Origin of the sequence: Aeromonas popoffii, from assembly GCF_000820025.1 — a bacterium.
Taxonomy (GTDB): Bacteria; Pseudomonadota; Gammaproteobacteria; order Enterobacterales; family Aeromonadaceae; genus Aeromonas; species Aeromonas popoffii.
Genome location: NZ_CDBI01000006.1, coordinates 88677 through 102932, shown reverse-complemented (window position 1 = coordinate 102932; position 14256 = coordinate 88677). Strand labels below are relative to the sequence as shown.

Annotated in this window: 11 protein-coding genes and 1 pseudogene; 5 read left to right on the top strand and 7 right to left on the bottom strand. The window is 58.8% G+C overall.

Annotation, left to right across the window (positions count from 1 at the left end; translation table 11 throughout):
- Nucleotides 1-5 precede the first annotated feature (5 nt).
- Nucleotides 6-956 carry a transposase gene (locus tag BN1129_RS01230; RefSeq protein WP_042033968.1) on the bottom strand — a complete coding sequence of 317 codons (951 nt, stop codon included), beginning with the start codon at nt 954-956 and terminating at the stop codon, nt 6-8.
- A 94-nt stretch (nt 957-1050) separates the two neighbouring features.
- Here BN1129_RS01230 and BN1129_RS24450 point away from each other — a divergent pair.
- Nucleotides 1051-1257 (top strand): annotated as a pseudogene (locus tag BN1129_RS24450) (hypothetical protein); the annotation flags it as partial.
- A 103-nt stretch (nt 1258-1360) separates the two neighbouring features.
- Complete coding sequence (locus tag BN1129_RS01225) at nt 1361-2737, top strand: DUF4397 domain-containing protein (RefSeq protein ID WP_042033967.1); 1377 nt, start codon at nt 1361-1363, stop codon at nt 2735-2737.
- A gap of 199 nt (nt 2738-2936) precedes the next feature.
- Here the strand turns inward: BN1129_RS01225 and ydfZ are convergent, their stop codons facing one another.
- A complete protein-coding gene (ydfZ, locus tag BN1129_RS01220; protein ID WP_042033966.1) occupies nt 2937-3134 on the bottom strand; it encodes a putative selenium delivery protein YdfZ in 198 nt (65 codons plus the stop codon).
- Between the two features lie 335 nt (nt 3135-3469).
- A complete protein-coding gene (locus BN1129_RS21730; RefSeq protein ID WP_052449290.1) occupies nt 3470-3931 on the bottom strand; it encodes a hypothetical protein in 462 nt (153 codons plus the stop codon).
- Nucleotides 3932-4311: 380 nt separating this feature from the next.
- Here BN1129_RS21730 and BN1129_RS01210 point away from each other — a divergent pair, with 380 nt between their 5' ends.
- Nucleotides 4312-4812 carry a DUF1993 domain-containing protein gene (locus BN1129_RS01210; RefSeq protein WP_042033965.1) on the top strand — a complete coding sequence of 167 codons (501 nt, stop codon included), beginning with the start codon at nt 4312-4314 and terminating at the stop codon, nt 4810-4812.
- Between the two features lie 95 nt (nt 4813-4907).
- Here BN1129_RS01210 and BN1129_RS01205 read toward each other — a convergent pair whose 3' ends face one another.
- Nucleotides 4908-5357: an SRPBCC family protein gene (locus tag BN1129_RS01205; RefSeq protein WP_042033964.1), complete on the bottom strand. Its 450-nt coding sequence runs from the start codon at nt 5355-5357 to the stop codon at nt 4908-4910.
- Between the two features lie 74 nt (nt 5358-5431).
- Entirely contained in the window at nt 5432-5944 is a 513-nt protein-coding gene (locus BN1129_RS01200) for a cupin domain-containing protein (protein ID WP_042033963.1), read from the bottom strand.
- Between the two features lie 280 nt (nt 5945-6224).
- Here BN1129_RS01200 and BN1129_RS01195 point away from each other — a divergent pair, with 280 nt between their 5' ends.
- Nucleotides 6225-6908, top strand: a complete 684-nt coding sequence (locus BN1129_RS01195) for a chromophore lyase CpcT/CpeT (protein ID WP_181364842.1) — start codon at nt 6225-6227, stop codon at nt 6906-6908.
- Between the two features lie 360 nt (nt 6909-7268).
- Here BN1129_RS01195 and BN1129_RS01190 read toward each other — a convergent pair whose 3' ends face one another.
- Both BN1129_RS01190 and BN1129_RS01185 read right to left on the bottom strand, forming a co-directional pair.
- Complete coding sequence (locus tag BN1129_RS01190) at nt 7269-8378, bottom strand: YeeE/YedE thiosulfate transporter family protein (RefSeq protein ID WP_244462995.1); 1110 nt, start codon at nt 8376-8378, stop codon at nt 7269-7271.
- A gap of 124 nt (nt 8379-8502) precedes the next feature.
- Complete coding sequence (locus BN1129_RS01185) at nt 8503-10038, bottom strand: methyl-accepting chemotaxis protein (protein WP_244462994.1); 1536 nt, start codon at nt 10036-10038, stop codon at nt 8503-8505.
- Nucleotides 10039-11429: 1391 nt separating this feature from the next.
- On the opposite strand from BN1129_RS01185, the gene mgtA reads away from it, so the two are divergent.
- Nucleotides 11430-14192, top strand: a complete 2763-nt coding sequence (gene mgtA / locus BN1129_RS01180; RefSeq protein WP_042033961.1) for a magnesium-translocating P-type ATPase — start codon at nt 11430-11432, stop codon at nt 14190-14192.
- Nucleotides 14193-14256: the final 64 nt, after the last annotated feature.

The following is a 14256-nucleotide window of genomic DNA, read 5'->3' as shown; positions in this document are numbered from 1 at the left end:
GTGATTTAAAGAGGCGGCTGATGACATCGCCGCTGGCCGCAGTGCTGTGCGAACAGTTGGCAATGCTCCTTGTCACCCACAGCTCTGATGCCTTGCCGCCGAAACATCGTCACTTGTCGCAACCATTGCGCGGTATCAAGGCCAAGTCGTTGCAGGATGGGGGCAAGATGAGCCGCAATATGGCCCCGTTTGTCGGTTCTGATGGCTCGCCCTGTCCAGTCGACCAGCGCCAGATAGTCGGTAAAGAGGTAGGGCAGGCCATCTGATGCACTTCTGCTGGAGAACGGCAGCAACAGGGGTGGTAATGGCGCTGCGGGTTTTGTGTCGGTGAGGCGCTGTTTAATGCTGGTGTAATCGCTCTCTTCCGGTCTGTCGGCAATCGCTGCCCGTATCGGATTGAGGTCAACGTAAGCCATGCAGGCCAGCAGAGCTGACTCGGTGAGCAAGGCCTGACTTTTGAAGCGCCCTTCCCAGAAATGGCCCTTGCAACCATCTTCCTGATTGGCCTGGCGGGCCAGGTTTTCATTGAGTAGCCGAACAAACCAGCTGATGGAATGCAGCCGCTCACGCCATTGTGCTATCAGCTGTTGTACGACCATCAGTTCCGGTTCAATCAGGGATTCCCCCTGATACCAGCGCCGCACCAGCAGGGGCCACTGAAACAGTGCCGCCCAACGCTCGGCTATTTCCCGATCGCCCCAGTTGACGGCCGTATCGGGCTCAACCTTGAGCACTAGGTGGTAGTGATTGTTCATCACCGTATAGGCGCAGACGCTGATGGCAAACAGTCGCGATAGTTGGCTCAGTTTGTCGACCACCCACTGGCGCCTGTGTTCGTAACTCTGGCCGGAATGGGCATCTTCACCGCATAAGAAGGCCCGCCGTACGCAGCGACTGACTACATGGTAATAAGGCGTATCTTGCAGACTGATTTGACGGGAACGGGCAATGGTCATGGGCACCTCCTGCGATATCCCTTTCAGTCAAGAACAGAGGTAAGGCGCTGTCAAAAAGGTGGGTGTCCCAATATGACTGTGACTTATATGACTGGCAACCGCCTCGACCTGGCAGCCTCACGAGATCATCTGGTCATTTATCCTGCCCCATACCCACTGGTTACTGCTTACGCTGCTGCCGCCTCTGCTGCTGATCCGGCATCTCGGCAGACAGCTATTTGCTGCCACACCAACAGCACAGCCAGAGATGACTCTCCTTGCTAACAGGCCATCAGGAAATCTGCGACACCTACCTTTCTGAGCAAGGCGTCGCGGGCGATGGCAACATTGAGGCAACAAGCAGTGATCCAATCTCGCCGAACAGCCATATCTCCTTGGCCACCGAACAAAAGGAGATAGAACAGATGAAATGGAATCAGAGTTTGGCCGCCATTGCCATGGGGTTCGCCCTGGCAGCCTGCGGGAGTAGTGATAATGACAACAGCACGAGCAATACCAATACCGCCATCAGGATCAGCCATCTGGCCCCTGATGCCCCCAAGGTCGATGTGACGGTTGACGGCGCCGCTTTCCTGACGGCCGTTGATTATGGCTCCAGCAGCGGGCTAAAACCGCTCAAGGCTGGTAGCTACCGCGTCGCGGTAGATGGCATTTTGCCGGGCGGTACGACAACTGTCATCGGTCCGGTATCGCTTGAGTTGAAACCCGACACTCAATATGACGTGCTGGCCATCGGCAAACTGGCTGGTAGTGGTGATACCGCGTTTGGCCCGCTGGTGATTGAGCGGCCGAGCCAGACGCCAACGGGAGGCGATATTCGTGTGCAGGTGGTGCATGCCGCACCCGGTGCACCGGCAGTCGACATCCATGTCACGGCTCCGGGGGCTGCACTGACCAGCCCGACGCTGGCCAATATTCCCTTCAAGACCTACAGCGACCCCCTTTCCCTGCCCGCAGGTGAATATCAGGTCAGGCTGACCTTGCCTGGCAGTGTTACCGTTGTGTATGACTCCGGCCCACTGACCCTCAGCGCGGGCAGCGACCTGCTGATTGCGGCCATCGATAACCTCGGGGCGGGGCCAAGTCCGGTACAACTGCTCGCTATCGGTAGTGATGGCGCCACGCCCATCTTGTCTGCAGATGAGCAGGCACAGCTGAGAGTGGTTCATGCCGTTGCGGATGCACCTGCCGTCGATATCTGGGTAAATGGCGCGGCGCCGACAGCAGCCCCGCTGCAAGGATTGGCCTATAAGAGCAACACCTCATACCTGGGCCTGGCCGCCGCCGCGTATGACTTTGTGGTCACGCCAACCGGCTCAGCCACCCCGGAGGTGATCAATGCCAGCGATGTATCGCTCAAGGCGGGCGCTCGTTACTCCCTGTTTGCCGTGGGCCAGTTGCTGACCCCATCCGGCGAAACGATAGAGCCTCTGTTACTGACTGATACCGGGCGTTCGGTTGCTACCGAGGCTCAACTGCGGGTGCTTCATGCTGCCCCCACAGCACCGGCCGTCGATATATACCTGACCGCAGGTTCGGATATCACAGGTGCTTCGCCAGCGCTCACCGCAGTGCCTTTCAAGGCATCCAGTGAGTACCTTGCCATTGCTGCCGGGGATTACTATGTGACCATCACGGCGACAGGTGACAAGACGCCGGTCATTGGCCCCTTGCCGGTCACCCTGGCTAATGGTCAGGTGTTAACAGCCGCAGCGCTGTCTGACAGTGTCGGTGGTGTGGAGCCTGAGTTGCTGATCCTGGATGACACCAGTAGCAATTGATGACCCCCAGTCATGCAATGGATTGATAATCAGACCCAAACCGATGCCTTCAGTTTGGGTCTTTTTATGGCTGGAAATCGGCATCCGCACGCTTGAGCGAGCTGAGCCAACAGGAAGGCAACACCGGAAGGGGAGTCAGAAACCCGGCCGCCAGACGGAGCCGGGTGAATTGTAAAGAGTAGGGTGACAGGGGTAGAAGTCAGCCTAGTCTAATCAACTCGATGGGCGCATAACGCTCTTGAGTGTTTGCCAGCAGCACGCACTTCTCATGCTCCGCCTGATAGGGGGTCATGTTGTCGGTGCGGGCCTCTTTCAGGCAATCGACGGCGCCAGTGGCGGCAATCATGACGCGCTGACCCAGGTTCAACACATTTCGGTTCCGGTCATAGATCTTCATTACATTCTCCTTTGCTTGGGTCATGGTGGATACACTGGCTGGTGTCCAGGACAACGTCTTTCAGACTACGCCCCTGAAAAAGGTGATTTATGTCACAGATCAAAAAAGGGGCAAAGAGGGATTCATGGTATGCAAAAGCGGGCATGGCGGGCTGGTCACCTTCTGCCGGTCACCCACTCCCCGGCATGTCTATGACTGGCTTGGGCTACGTTTTCCCCCATTGCTACGGCGCAGTTGCGGTAATAAAGCCTCAAGTAAACAACTCACCACAGTTACAGGATGACAAAAAAGCCCGCAAGAATATCGCAGGCTCCCGATATAAAATAGGTGCTGGATTAATTGAAGTAATATCCAAGATATATGAATTTGCCTTTGGCGTCTTCATTCAGATCCTGAGCAAGTACCACTGCGCTACGGCCAAAATCGCAGAATGCACTCTCTACCGAATCACCATATCCAGATTGCAAGGTTGCGATATAGTCAGCATCAGCATTTTTCTGATAGCACAGATAGATATATTGACCGCCAGCACCGTCGTTAAGATCAACATCCACTTTTTGCCAGCCAGTAGGAGCAGTCGCATCTTTGCCGGTAATAAAGCGCATGGCTGCGACCCCCTTGCCGCTGGTGCCAGTCTGATAATAGATATAAATATATTTACCTTCCGCTCCCTGATTGAAATCCTGGGGGTCATTGTTTTTATTACTGACGACTTGCCAACCACTTCCTGCCGGCATTCCGTGAGTCCAGTCAGCGTTATCAAGTGCCCGTGCTGTCATTTCCACGATATAAGACATGCTTAACCCTCATTGGTATCAACAGGCGCATATAAAAAACTATCTCGCTACTGAATCAGGCAGCTAGATATGGTTGGTTACAAATATATTCTGCGCCTTACTCCTTAAATATATCCGTAGCAAACCCAATAAAACCATATCAGATGGCAAAAAACGCATCGGTCAAATTTAGGCGTAGATCTGACAGGGGCACGCACAATGAAAAGCATGAGACACTCGATCTTTTATGTCGGCCAACTCCTGTCGCAGCAAGATCCAGACTTTATGGGGGAATGAGGGTTATCCGATGGGAAGTTGCGTTATATTGGTGGCCGATTAGCCAGTCTCATTCACTGTGGCCGCGCATCCGGGCCGCTGTTTCAACAAGATGGAGAGTGCTCATGAATCGCGACATTACCGCCCAGTTTATCAAGATGCTGACCAACCTTGACCAGTGCCTGGCCAAGGCCGTAGCGCATGCCGAGGTGAAGCTGTTCAGTGTGGAGAACTTCTTCGGCGATCGGCTGATCGTCGATATGCTGCCCTTCAGCAAGCAGGTGTTGATCTGCTGCGATTCGGCACGGGCCGTGGTGGCCACCGCCAGCCACAGCGAGTTGCCGGTGATGAGGGATGATCCCAAGACCATGGCGGATCTGCGCGCCCATATAGCCAGGACCATCGTCTATCTGCAGAGCAAGCTGGACGCGGACTACAGCCAGTATGCCAGCGCCCGCTACGTGCCCCACTGGGCCGGTGGCAAGGTGATGGATGGCCATACCTGCATTCATGAATACGGCATCCCCAACTTCTACTTCCACCTCACCATGGCCTACGCCCTGCTGCGCCGCGCCGGGGTCGATCTCGGCAAGCGGGACTATCTGGGCGGGTTGAACCTGCAATAAGGCTCAGGGCTGCCGGAATGAAGAGAGCCTGCCATGTGGCAGGCTCTCTTGTTTGGGCGGGCGGACCCGCGCAACCCGCTCGGGCCCGTGCCCGGCTACTCAGCCGAGATCTCGGGTTCGACCAGGGCGGCCAGCTGGGTCAGGGACTCCTGCCAGCCGAGATAGCACATCTCCACCGGGATAAGCTCGGGGATCCCGGCTTGCTCGATGGCAAGCTCGGTACCGCAGAGCACTCCGGTCAGGCTGACGGTGACTCGCATCTCTCCCGGCAGCCGGGGGTCGTCGAAGCTGTCGGTGTAGCGGATGCGCTTACCGGGTTCGAGCTCGAGATACTCGCCGCCGAAGGCGTGGCTGTGACCTGTACCGAAGTTGGTAAACGCCATCCGGAAGTGGCCGCCGACCCTGGCCTCCAACTGCGCCACCCGGCAGGTGAAGCCGTGTGGCGGCAGCCACTTGGCCAGCGCATCAGCCTCGATAAAGGCCCGATAGACCCGCATCGGCGGTGCCTTTAGCACCCGGTGCAGTCGTACTGTTCCCGTCGTCATGGTCAACGCCTCCTGGTTGAGATCCGCATCAAGGATAGTCGTCAGCGCGGGGCCATTCCGGTATGACCGCCAGATCAGAAGGGGCCGTTACTCTCGCGCAGCTTGTCTGGCAAGCCATCGTGATCACCCAGTTCGCGCCCGGGCACATCATTCCAGTGCAGCTTGCCGAGGGTGATATTGCGTTCGGGATGGACAGCGTAGTGGATGCGGTTATCCTCCCGAATCGTGTCGCCGATGCAGAGCAGCCGCACTGGTTGGTCGGTGTTGTTGATAAAGGTATGGGCCAGCCCGTCACCGGCCTTGAAGCCCACCGAGTCACCCGGTTGCAGCCGATGGAGCACGCCATCGAGCCAGACATCGGGCGTGCCTTCCAGGACGTGGACGAACTCATCCTCGGTTTTTTCGGCGTGGGGCCAGCTGGTGCGATGGCCGGGCTCGACGATCTCGTGGTGAATGCCGATGCGGGCAAAACCGAAGTGTTTGCCAAGCGCGCAGCCGCGCGACATCCTCTCCTCGCTGCCGGGGTAACATCCCGGTTCCGCTTCTTGCAGCTCGCGCCAGTGTTTGATGCTGGGGTGACGGTTCATCGTGGGTTTCCTTGTCGCTATGGGGGGCAGTAACGCGAAAGGCCCATCCTACCTGTGCCACCGGAAGCGGGGAAAGGGTAAATCGGGATCTGTGGGGGCATACCTAGTGACGCGTCTCTGTGCCGACAGGTGACGGGGCCATGGAACCCGGCGCTGCCGTCACTTCTGTTCGCTAACACTGTGCTTTTTCAATGTATCGGCAAGGATTTGATCAAGGTTGCGGTTATTTCGGCCATTCGCTCATATAATCGCCGCCATGAAAATGATTCGGAAGGATTCGATGGTCACGCTGATGGCGGCCCTGTGCGGGCTGCTCTGGACCTGCCTGGTATGGGCGGCGCCCACCCCCTTTGTCGCCATCCCGACCGGCCCGTCAGCGGCCAGGGCGACAACGGAACAGGTCAGCATGGAACCGCTGCTATCCTGGTTCTCCGGCGAGTTATCCAGCTGGGAGCAGGCCACTTATGACACCCGTTTCACCAGTGCCGAGCTGCGGTTGGTGGAGATCTGGCCCGGCTACAAGGGCTTTCGCTGGGTCTATGCCGAGCAGTTCCTGACCGAGCGGGCGGTGCGCCCGTTTCGCCAGCGTATCTACCGCTTTTCTCCCGTCCCTGATGGTCGCATCCTGATGGCCGAACTGACCATGCCCAGAGCCGTCGACTTCGCCGGGGCCTGGCGCGATCCCAGTCTGCTGAACTCCCTCACCCCGCAACAGCTCTCCCTGCGTCAGGGCTGCGAGATCTGGCTGACCCGCCAACCCTCGGGGGAGTACGCAGGTCACAGCAAGGTCGGCAGCTGCGCCACCAATTTTGGCGGCGCCAGCACCCTGGTGCAGTACCTCTGGATCGGCCCCGACAGCGTCAGGCTGCTGGACCGGGCTTATGACAACGAGGCCCATCAGCGTTGGGGCAGCCCGGGCGAGGGCTATGTCTATCTGCGCAAGGCGACGCTGCGCGGGGAGTAATCCCGGTCTGGCCTGCCTCTCATACGGGCAGATCCAGCTCATGACAGTGGTTGCTGGGGTAATCGATCAGCAACCGAGGCGCAGCGGCATGGACTCCCTGGCCGGAGAGCGCAGGTTGATCGGGCGCGGCGCGTGCAGGGCATCTACCACCGGGACTTTGGTTGTCCCCTGGTGCGATTGCATCGCCACCGCATCGAGACCATGGCGCCGGACTGACTCCGTATGCAAGGAGGGCAAAATGGCATTATTCCTGTCTTGGGCAGGGGTCGCGAGCCTTTTGCCAACAGTGAAGGGGTCTGAGCGGGGGTTGCCAAGACACGAACGGGGGGCCAGGCCCCCCGTTGTGTATGCGATGCAGGATCAGAGCTTGAACAGCGGCCGCAGGCGAATGCCGATCAGGCTGCCGGCCAGGGCCATCAGCATCCAGACCCAGCCGTGCAGGCTGCCTGACGCCGTACCATCGAAGAAGCCACCCAGGTTGCAGGCGCTGTACATGGCGCCCATCCCCATCAGCAGGCCACCGATGATAGATGCCAGGCTGTTGCCGAGCCGCATCGGGGCGAAGTTGCCGCCCCCGCTGATGCAGCGCGCCAGCATGGCCCCCAGGATGCCGAGCCAGAACATGCCGACCATGGGATTGATAAAGAGCGGTTGGGCCAGTTTCGGGTTTCCCTCGAACAGGCCGAACAGGGAGGCGCCGCGCAGCGCCATGTCATAGACGGCGCCCGTGATGGTCCATGCCGAGCCGTGCAGGGCCACCACGCTGGAGTTGAGCAGGGCGATGAGAATGCCGCCGGTCAGCACGGTGAAGCGGCTGTCGCGCCAAAACAGGTTGCCACCGCTGAAGAGGGGCTTGAGCTCGCCGGTGCGTTTGAGTTCGCTGTTGCGAAACAGCAGGAAGAGCACGGCGACCAGCGCCAGGTTGAGCAGCATGCCGCTCCAGAGATTGCCGGTGAGGTCTTTGGCCAATACCACATGGCTTGTGAAGGTGGCATCCAGCGTGGGGCGGAACTGGTTGCTGATGAGGGTGCCGATGCCGTAGCAGAGCAGCACCAGCCAGAAGCGGGGCTGCCCCTCGCCACAGCCGTAAAGGGTGCCGGTGGCGCAGACGCCCGCCAGCTGCATACCGATGCCGAACAGGAAGGCGCCGACGATAAAGGGAATGCCGATGGCCATCACGTTGCCCACCATGGCATTGCCAAACAGGGCGTGACTAAAGGAGAGGAGGCCGGTGAACAGCAGGATCTCGATGGCGATGGTGAGCAGGTGAACCCGCACATAGTAACTGTTGCGCTTGGTCAGCATTTCGCGCCAACCGAACACGATGCCGAAGCGGCTGAAGGAGAGGGTGAAGCCGAAGCCGAATCCGATCAGGGCCATCAGGGCCCATTTCATACCAAAGGTGTTGCCGAGCCAGAGTAACGCTCCCCCCGCGAGTGCCACGATGGGGAGCGACCATTTTCGATTCATGTTGTTTCCTGTGCGTCATGAGTGAATGGAAGCCGTGCATCCTATTCCCACATTGAGTCCAATGCTATCGGTTTGGTTGATGGTAAGGATTGCGGGACACGGGGGCTAGCCGTGTCCCAGATGGTCAATTGCGGAGGTTGGCGGGGGTATCGAGGTGAAAATGCTGGGTCTGTTGGGTCAGGATTCGTGAATGTCGGGCCACGGTATCGGCTTCTTCCGCAGCCTGACGTGCGTTGTCGTTGACCTTGGTTGCAAGCTGTGACATTTCAATGATGCTGCCGCTGATCCCGTAGATCCGTGTTTTCTCTTCTCCCATCAGGGTGCTGACCTGGGTGATCCGCAGGCAGATTTCGCCACAGCTCTGCTCGATGCGGGTAATGCTCTGTTTGGCATCTGCAACATGCCCTACCGTCTGCTCGACCCGAGTCAGTTCGGTATCCATTTCACTCACAGCTCTCTGGCTGACATCCTGTATCTTGCCGATGATGGTGGTGATTTCAGTCGTTGCCTCGCCGGTGCGATTGGCCAATGAACGTACCTCATCGGCAACCACGGCGAAGCCACGCCCCTGTTCGCCGGCGCGGGCCGCTTCGATGGCCGCGTTGAGCGCCAGCAGGTTGGTCTGTTCGGCGATGCCGTGGATTACCCCCGCCAAGCCGGATATCTGCTGGGATAACCCGGCCAGGTCTGCAATGGTGCCAGAGACCTGTTTCACTCCGTGAGCCTGGGCCTGGATCACTTGCTCCACCCCTTGTATGACCAGCCGGGTGGCACTGGCGTGAGCTTCTGACTGGGAAGTCAGGTTGCTGACCTGCTGCAGCTGTGCATCTCCCTCCTGGATCAGGGCATATAGCTGCTCGATGACCTGCTCAACCTGCTTGGCCGCCCCCACTTGGGTTTGGCTATCATCGACATGCTGGCGAGAGAGGGTGGTCAGGCTGGTGGCCTGGTCGTTCAGCGAGCCGGCGCTCTGCTGCAGTGACGCCACCAGCGTTGAAAGCTGATCCCGCATGCTGCCAATCCGTTGGATCAGATCACCGATCGCATCGTTGCCAGGGTTTGGCATGGGGCAGTTCAGCGCACCGGCGGCAATGGCGGCGGTGGCCTTGCCTGCCTCCAGCAGGCGTTGCTGGGTTGGCCGTCCCAACCAGAAGACCAGAGTACATCCCATCAGGGCGGCGAGCAGCAGTAACCAATAGCTCATCCGGGTGGTCTGGGTGAGTTGTTCCAACTGTGCGGTCGCAAATTGGTTGCCATGGGTGACGGTGGCATCCACCCCGACCCGGTGGGCCCTGTATATAGTGTGCAGTTCAGCCGCTATGGCGGTGGCGCGCTCGAGATTGCCCTGCTTGATGGCCGGAATGAACTGACCATTGAGGAGTTGCCAGAAGTGCTCGCCCTGTGTGCGCTGTTCACCAAGAAGGCTCCGCTTGAGATCTTCATCCAGTGCGCTTTCCTGCCAGAAGCGGTTGCGGGTGTTGAAATCCAGCTCCAGGCGGGCGAGGGATTGCAGCAGATTCTCCTGTTCATCTGCCGTGGCATGCAGCAGGGTGTAGACCAGCAGCTGGGACTCAATAAGATAGAGTGGGGGAGGCAATATGTCGGCGACGACATCTTTCCCTTCCCCCATCTTGTCTGCTGCGTTTTTTACCGAGTGCATTCCAAAAAAACTGATTGATATCAATACGATGAATATCAATATGCCCAGCGCTTGACTGAAAAAAAGCGAGCGGTTGTGAATTGCCTTCAACATGTAACCTCCATTCGAATCCCTATCATGGATAGCATAGCCCTATCCTGAGCCAACGCCCTGAAACCTCAGAGACGGCCCGGTCCGCAGTATTTGATGGCTTTTTCGGTAGTGGGGAAGGGCATGGATGGGAGACCTGGCTCAGTGAGAGGGAGCGTATATGGGGAAAGGAACTGACTGGTTGACCAGCCTGATATTGCAGCCGGTCAGCGGCATCGTAATATTATTACATTGCTATTTTTAATTGATTTTTAAAAAAACGAATTTAAATTTTGCGCCCTCGAATGCTTTTGGGTAGAATCTCGGCGTGTTATCAACAGATGGAAGGATATTATGGAAAGCGACAGTTGTAGCCGATTGCAAATCGCGATGTGGGCTTGCCAGAGCTGAGGTTGATATCCTTTCTTCCCCCTCACTCTGATTGCTCAGAGTGCAGCATAGAGTGCAGCATCTATATGAGTCACCTTCGACTCTCACAACCGCTTAATCCCGGCCTTCATGAGGGATTGTCGTTGTAAATCTGGATTGTTCCGCTCACCTGCGAGCCATGCCGCCTCGCGACCCCTGCAATTGAACGCTTCATCATGCGCCCCTGGCGCTGCCCGTCAGGGCCGCCACAGCGTCGGTTCCGTGCATCGGCGCCGTGGCCGGGAAGTGATCGAGCGTAAAATAACAAGATGGACAATACCATATTGAAAACAGATTCGTTTTCGATAGGACAGGTTGTGAAATTAAATAATTAATGTGATTGCTCAATATATTTCGGTCGTAGCAAGGGTTGCGCCGTAATATTTCCATGGGGTGCGGTTTTATCAGTTGTCTTCCCCCTCCCTGCATCGCTGACATTATTCCCTGCCCGGCATCCAGTTATTTCAAGCTGTCGTTATCCCTATTTCCTTTATGGGTGTATGCCGCCTTGGTGGCGGGATCACCGGACTCGTCCGCCGATAATACAGACCCGCGGGTTGTGCCCGCCTGCGACAGTGTATCTGGCTGTCAGTGGCCGTGCCCTGCTCTCTTTCCACCCCACTCGGAGGATATCGTATGACCGAAGAGCCCAAGCCTCGACCCTCGGGGTCCACGCCTCCCCACGCCTGATCCCCCTGCGGGTAACAGGATGCGGAGTCCTGATCCCTGATAGCCCCTACCTGCTGGCAAGCTTGCCCGACAGACATGCCGTCTGGCGGCGCCATGCTGCGCCTGCGCCAACCGGGGGCCCATTGCCTGTCTCATATTAGAACTGACGCCTGGCCTGGCCCGCGACAGGGCCTTGCTACAAGCGAAAATCAGGATAAAGAGTTATGAAGCAACAACATACCGCCAGCCGGCACAAGCAAAAGGGATTCGTCTCCCCTGGCCGTGCCAATGAGAAGCTCTCCTCACGGGTGCTCGACGAGGCCGACAAGTCCCTCGAATACACCCTCACTGCCGTGCGCGGCAATATCGACGGCCTGACTGCGACCGAGGCGGCCAACCGTCTGATCCAGTTCGGCCCCAACGAGGTGACCCACGACAAGCCGCCCCATCCGCTGCTCCAGCTGATGCAGGCGTTCAAGAACCCCTTCGTGATGGTGCTGATCGTGCTCGGACTGGTCAGCTGCGTGATGGACGTGCTGATGGCCGACCCGGGTGATGAGGATTGGGTCAAGGTGATCATCCTCGGCGTCATGGTCAGCCTGAGCGGCCTGCTCCGCTTCTGGCAGGAGTACCGCTCGGCCAAGGCGGCCGAAACCCTCAAGTCGCTGGTACGCAACACCGGCACTGTGCAGCGCCGACCTTCGCCGGGGGCCCCCTCCTTGCGCAAGGAGGTGGCGATGGTCGAGTTGGTGGTCGGTGACATAGTGCACCTGCAGGCGGGGGATATGATCCCGGCCGACATCAAGCTGATCGAATCCCGCGATCTCTTCATCAGTCAGGCGGTGCTGACCGGCGAAGCCCTGCCGGTGGAGAAGTACGACACCCTGGGGGCGGTTGCCGAGAAGTCGGCAGACGGCAGCAGCTCGGGGGAGGTGGGCCTGCTAGACCTGACCAACATCTGCTTCATGGGCACAAACGTGGTGAGCGGCACCGCCAAGGCGGTGGTGGTAGCGACCGGCAGCGACACCTACTTCGGTTCGCTGGCCCGCAACGTGGTGAGCCACAAGCGCATCGAAACCAGCTTCGATCGCGGCGTGAACAGCGTCACCCGGTTGCTGATCCGCTTCATGCTGGTGATGGTGCCCGTGGTCTTCATGCTGAGCGGCGTCAGCAGCGGTGACTGGATGTCGGCGCTGACCTTCGCGCTGGCGGTGGCGGTGGGGCTGACCCCGGAGATGCTGCCCATGATTGTCTCCGCCAACCTAGCACGGGGCGCCGTGGCCATGGCCAAACGCAAGGTGGTGGTCAAGCGGCTCAACTCGGTGCAGAACTTTGGTGCCATGGATGTGCTCTGCACCGACAAGACCGGCACCCTGACTCAGGACAAGATCATCCTGGAGCACCACTACGACGTCCGTGGCAATCGGGACGACAGGATCCTGCAGCTGGCCTGGCTCAACAGCTTTCACCAGAGCGGCATGAAGAACCTGATGGACATAGCCGTGATCGAACACGCCGATGCGCTGGGACCGGGCTGCAAGCCGGCTGGCTACCGCAAGGTGGATGAGCTGCCGTTCGACTTCGTGCGCCGCCGCCTGTCGGTGATAGTGCAGGATGAGGGTGGCCAGCAGCTGATGGTCTCCAAGGGGGCGGTCGAGGAGATGCTCTCCGTCTCCAGCCACATTGACGACGGCAAGCAGATCCGCGTGCTGGATGAGGTTGAGCGCCGTGCCCTGCTGCGCCAGAGCGAGGAGTACAACGCCGACGGTTATCGGGTGCTGATTGTGGCGACCCGCGAGATCCCGGCAGGCGAGTGCAAGCAGAGCTATCGCACCAGTGACGAGGTCAATCTGGTGGTGCGCGGCTTCCTCACCTTTTTCGATCCGCCCAAGGATTCGGCCGCCCCGGCCATCCGTGCACTGCACGATTACGGCGTGGCGGTCAAGGTGCTGACCGGCGACAATCCGATCATCACCAGCAAGGTGTGTCGCGACGTGGGGCTGAACCCGGGGGTGCCGCTGCTCGGCAAGGACATAGAGATGATGGACGACGTGGCCCTGTGTACAGTCGTCAAACACACCACCATCTTCGCCAAGCTTACCCCGCTGCAGAAGTCGCGGGTGGTGAAGGCGTTGCAGGCCAACGGCAACACGGTCGGTTTCCTCGGTGACGGCATCAACGACGCCCCGGCGCTACGGGATGCGGACGTGGGCATCTCGGTGGACAGCGGCGCCGACATCGCCAAGGAGACGGCCGACATCATCTTGCTGGAGAAGAGCCTGATGGTGCTGGAAGAGGGGGTGGTCAAGGGACGCGAGACCTTCGGCAATATCCTCAAGTACCTCAACATGACTGCCAGCTCCAACTTCGGCAATGTCTTCTCCGTGCTGGTCGCTTCCGCCTGGTTGCCCTGGGCGCCCATGCTGGCGATGCAGATGCTGATCCAGAACCTGGTGTATGACGTCTCCCAGATGCTGCTGCCCTGGGACAAAATGGATCCCGAGTTCCTCAAGCGTCCGCGCAAGTGGGAAGCCAGCAACATCAAGCGCTTCATGCTGTGGCTCGGTCCGACCTCCTCCGTGTTCGACATCAGCACCTTCTGCCTGATGTGGTTCGTGTTCGGTGCCGGTGCCATGTATGCCACTGCCAACGGCAGCATGGATCCCCTGGTCAACGGTCAGGCCATCATGAACTCGGGCTGGTTCATCGAGGGGCTGGTCTCCCAGACGCTGGTGGTGCACATGCTGCGGACCCGCAAGATCCCCTTCCTGCAGAGTACGGCCACCCTGCCGGTGCTGTTGTCGACCTCCATCGCCATCGCTATCGGCTGCTACCTGCCGTTTTCGCCGCTGGCGGAGCACTTCGGCTTTATCACTCTGGAAGCGCCCAAGTACTTCATGTGGCTGGTGATCACCATGCTGGCCTACATGGGGCTGACTCAGGCGATCAAGACCATCTACATCAAGCGCCACGGTCAGTGGTTCTGACGGGATAAGCCTGGTCATCAAGCGCCACCGTCGGTGGTGTTCGGTGTGAGCCAGATTGTGATGC

Coding starts and splice junctions, on each gene's coding strand:
- BN1129_RS01230 (WP_042033968.1), bottom strand. CDS start 956: ATGACCATTGCCCGTTCCCGTCAAATCAGTCTGCAAGATACGCCTTAT.
- BN1129_RS01225 (WP_042033967.1), top strand. CDS start 1,361: ATGAAATGGAATCAGAGTTTGGCCGCCATTGCCATGGGGTTCGCCCTG.
- ydfZ (WP_042033966.1), bottom strand. CDS start 3,134: ATGAAGATCTATGACCGGAACCGAAATGTGTTGAACCTGGGTCAGCGC.
- BN1129_RS21730 (WP_052449290.1), bottom strand. CDS start 3,931: ATGTCTTATATCGTGGAAATGACAGCACGGGCACTTGATAACGCTGAC.
- BN1129_RS01210 (WP_042033965.1), top strand. CDS start 4,312: ATGAATCGCGACATTACCGCCCAGTTTATCAAGATGCTGACCAACCTT.
- BN1129_RS01205 (WP_042033964.1), bottom strand. CDS start 5,357: ATGACGACGGGAACAGTACGACTGCACCGGGTGCTAAAGGCACCGCCG.
- BN1129_RS01200 (WP_042033963.1), bottom strand. CDS start 5,944: ATGAACCGTCACCCCAGCATCAAACACTGGCGCGAGCTGCAAGAAGCG.
- BN1129_RS01195 (WP_181364842.1), top strand. CDS start 6,225: ATGGTCACGCTGATGGCGGCCCTGTGCGGGCTGCTCTGGACCTGCCTG.
- BN1129_RS01190 (WP_244462995.1), bottom strand. CDS start 8,378: ATGAATCGAAAATGGTCGCTCCCCATCGTGGCACTCGCGGGGGGAGCG.
- BN1129_RS01185 (WP_244462994.1), bottom strand. CDS start 10,038: ATGCACTCGGTAAAAAACGCAGCAGACAAGATGGGGGAAGGGAAAGAT.
- mgtA (WP_042033961.1), top strand. CDS start 11,430: ATGAAGCAACAACATACCGCCAGCCGGCACAAGCAAAAGGGATTCGTC.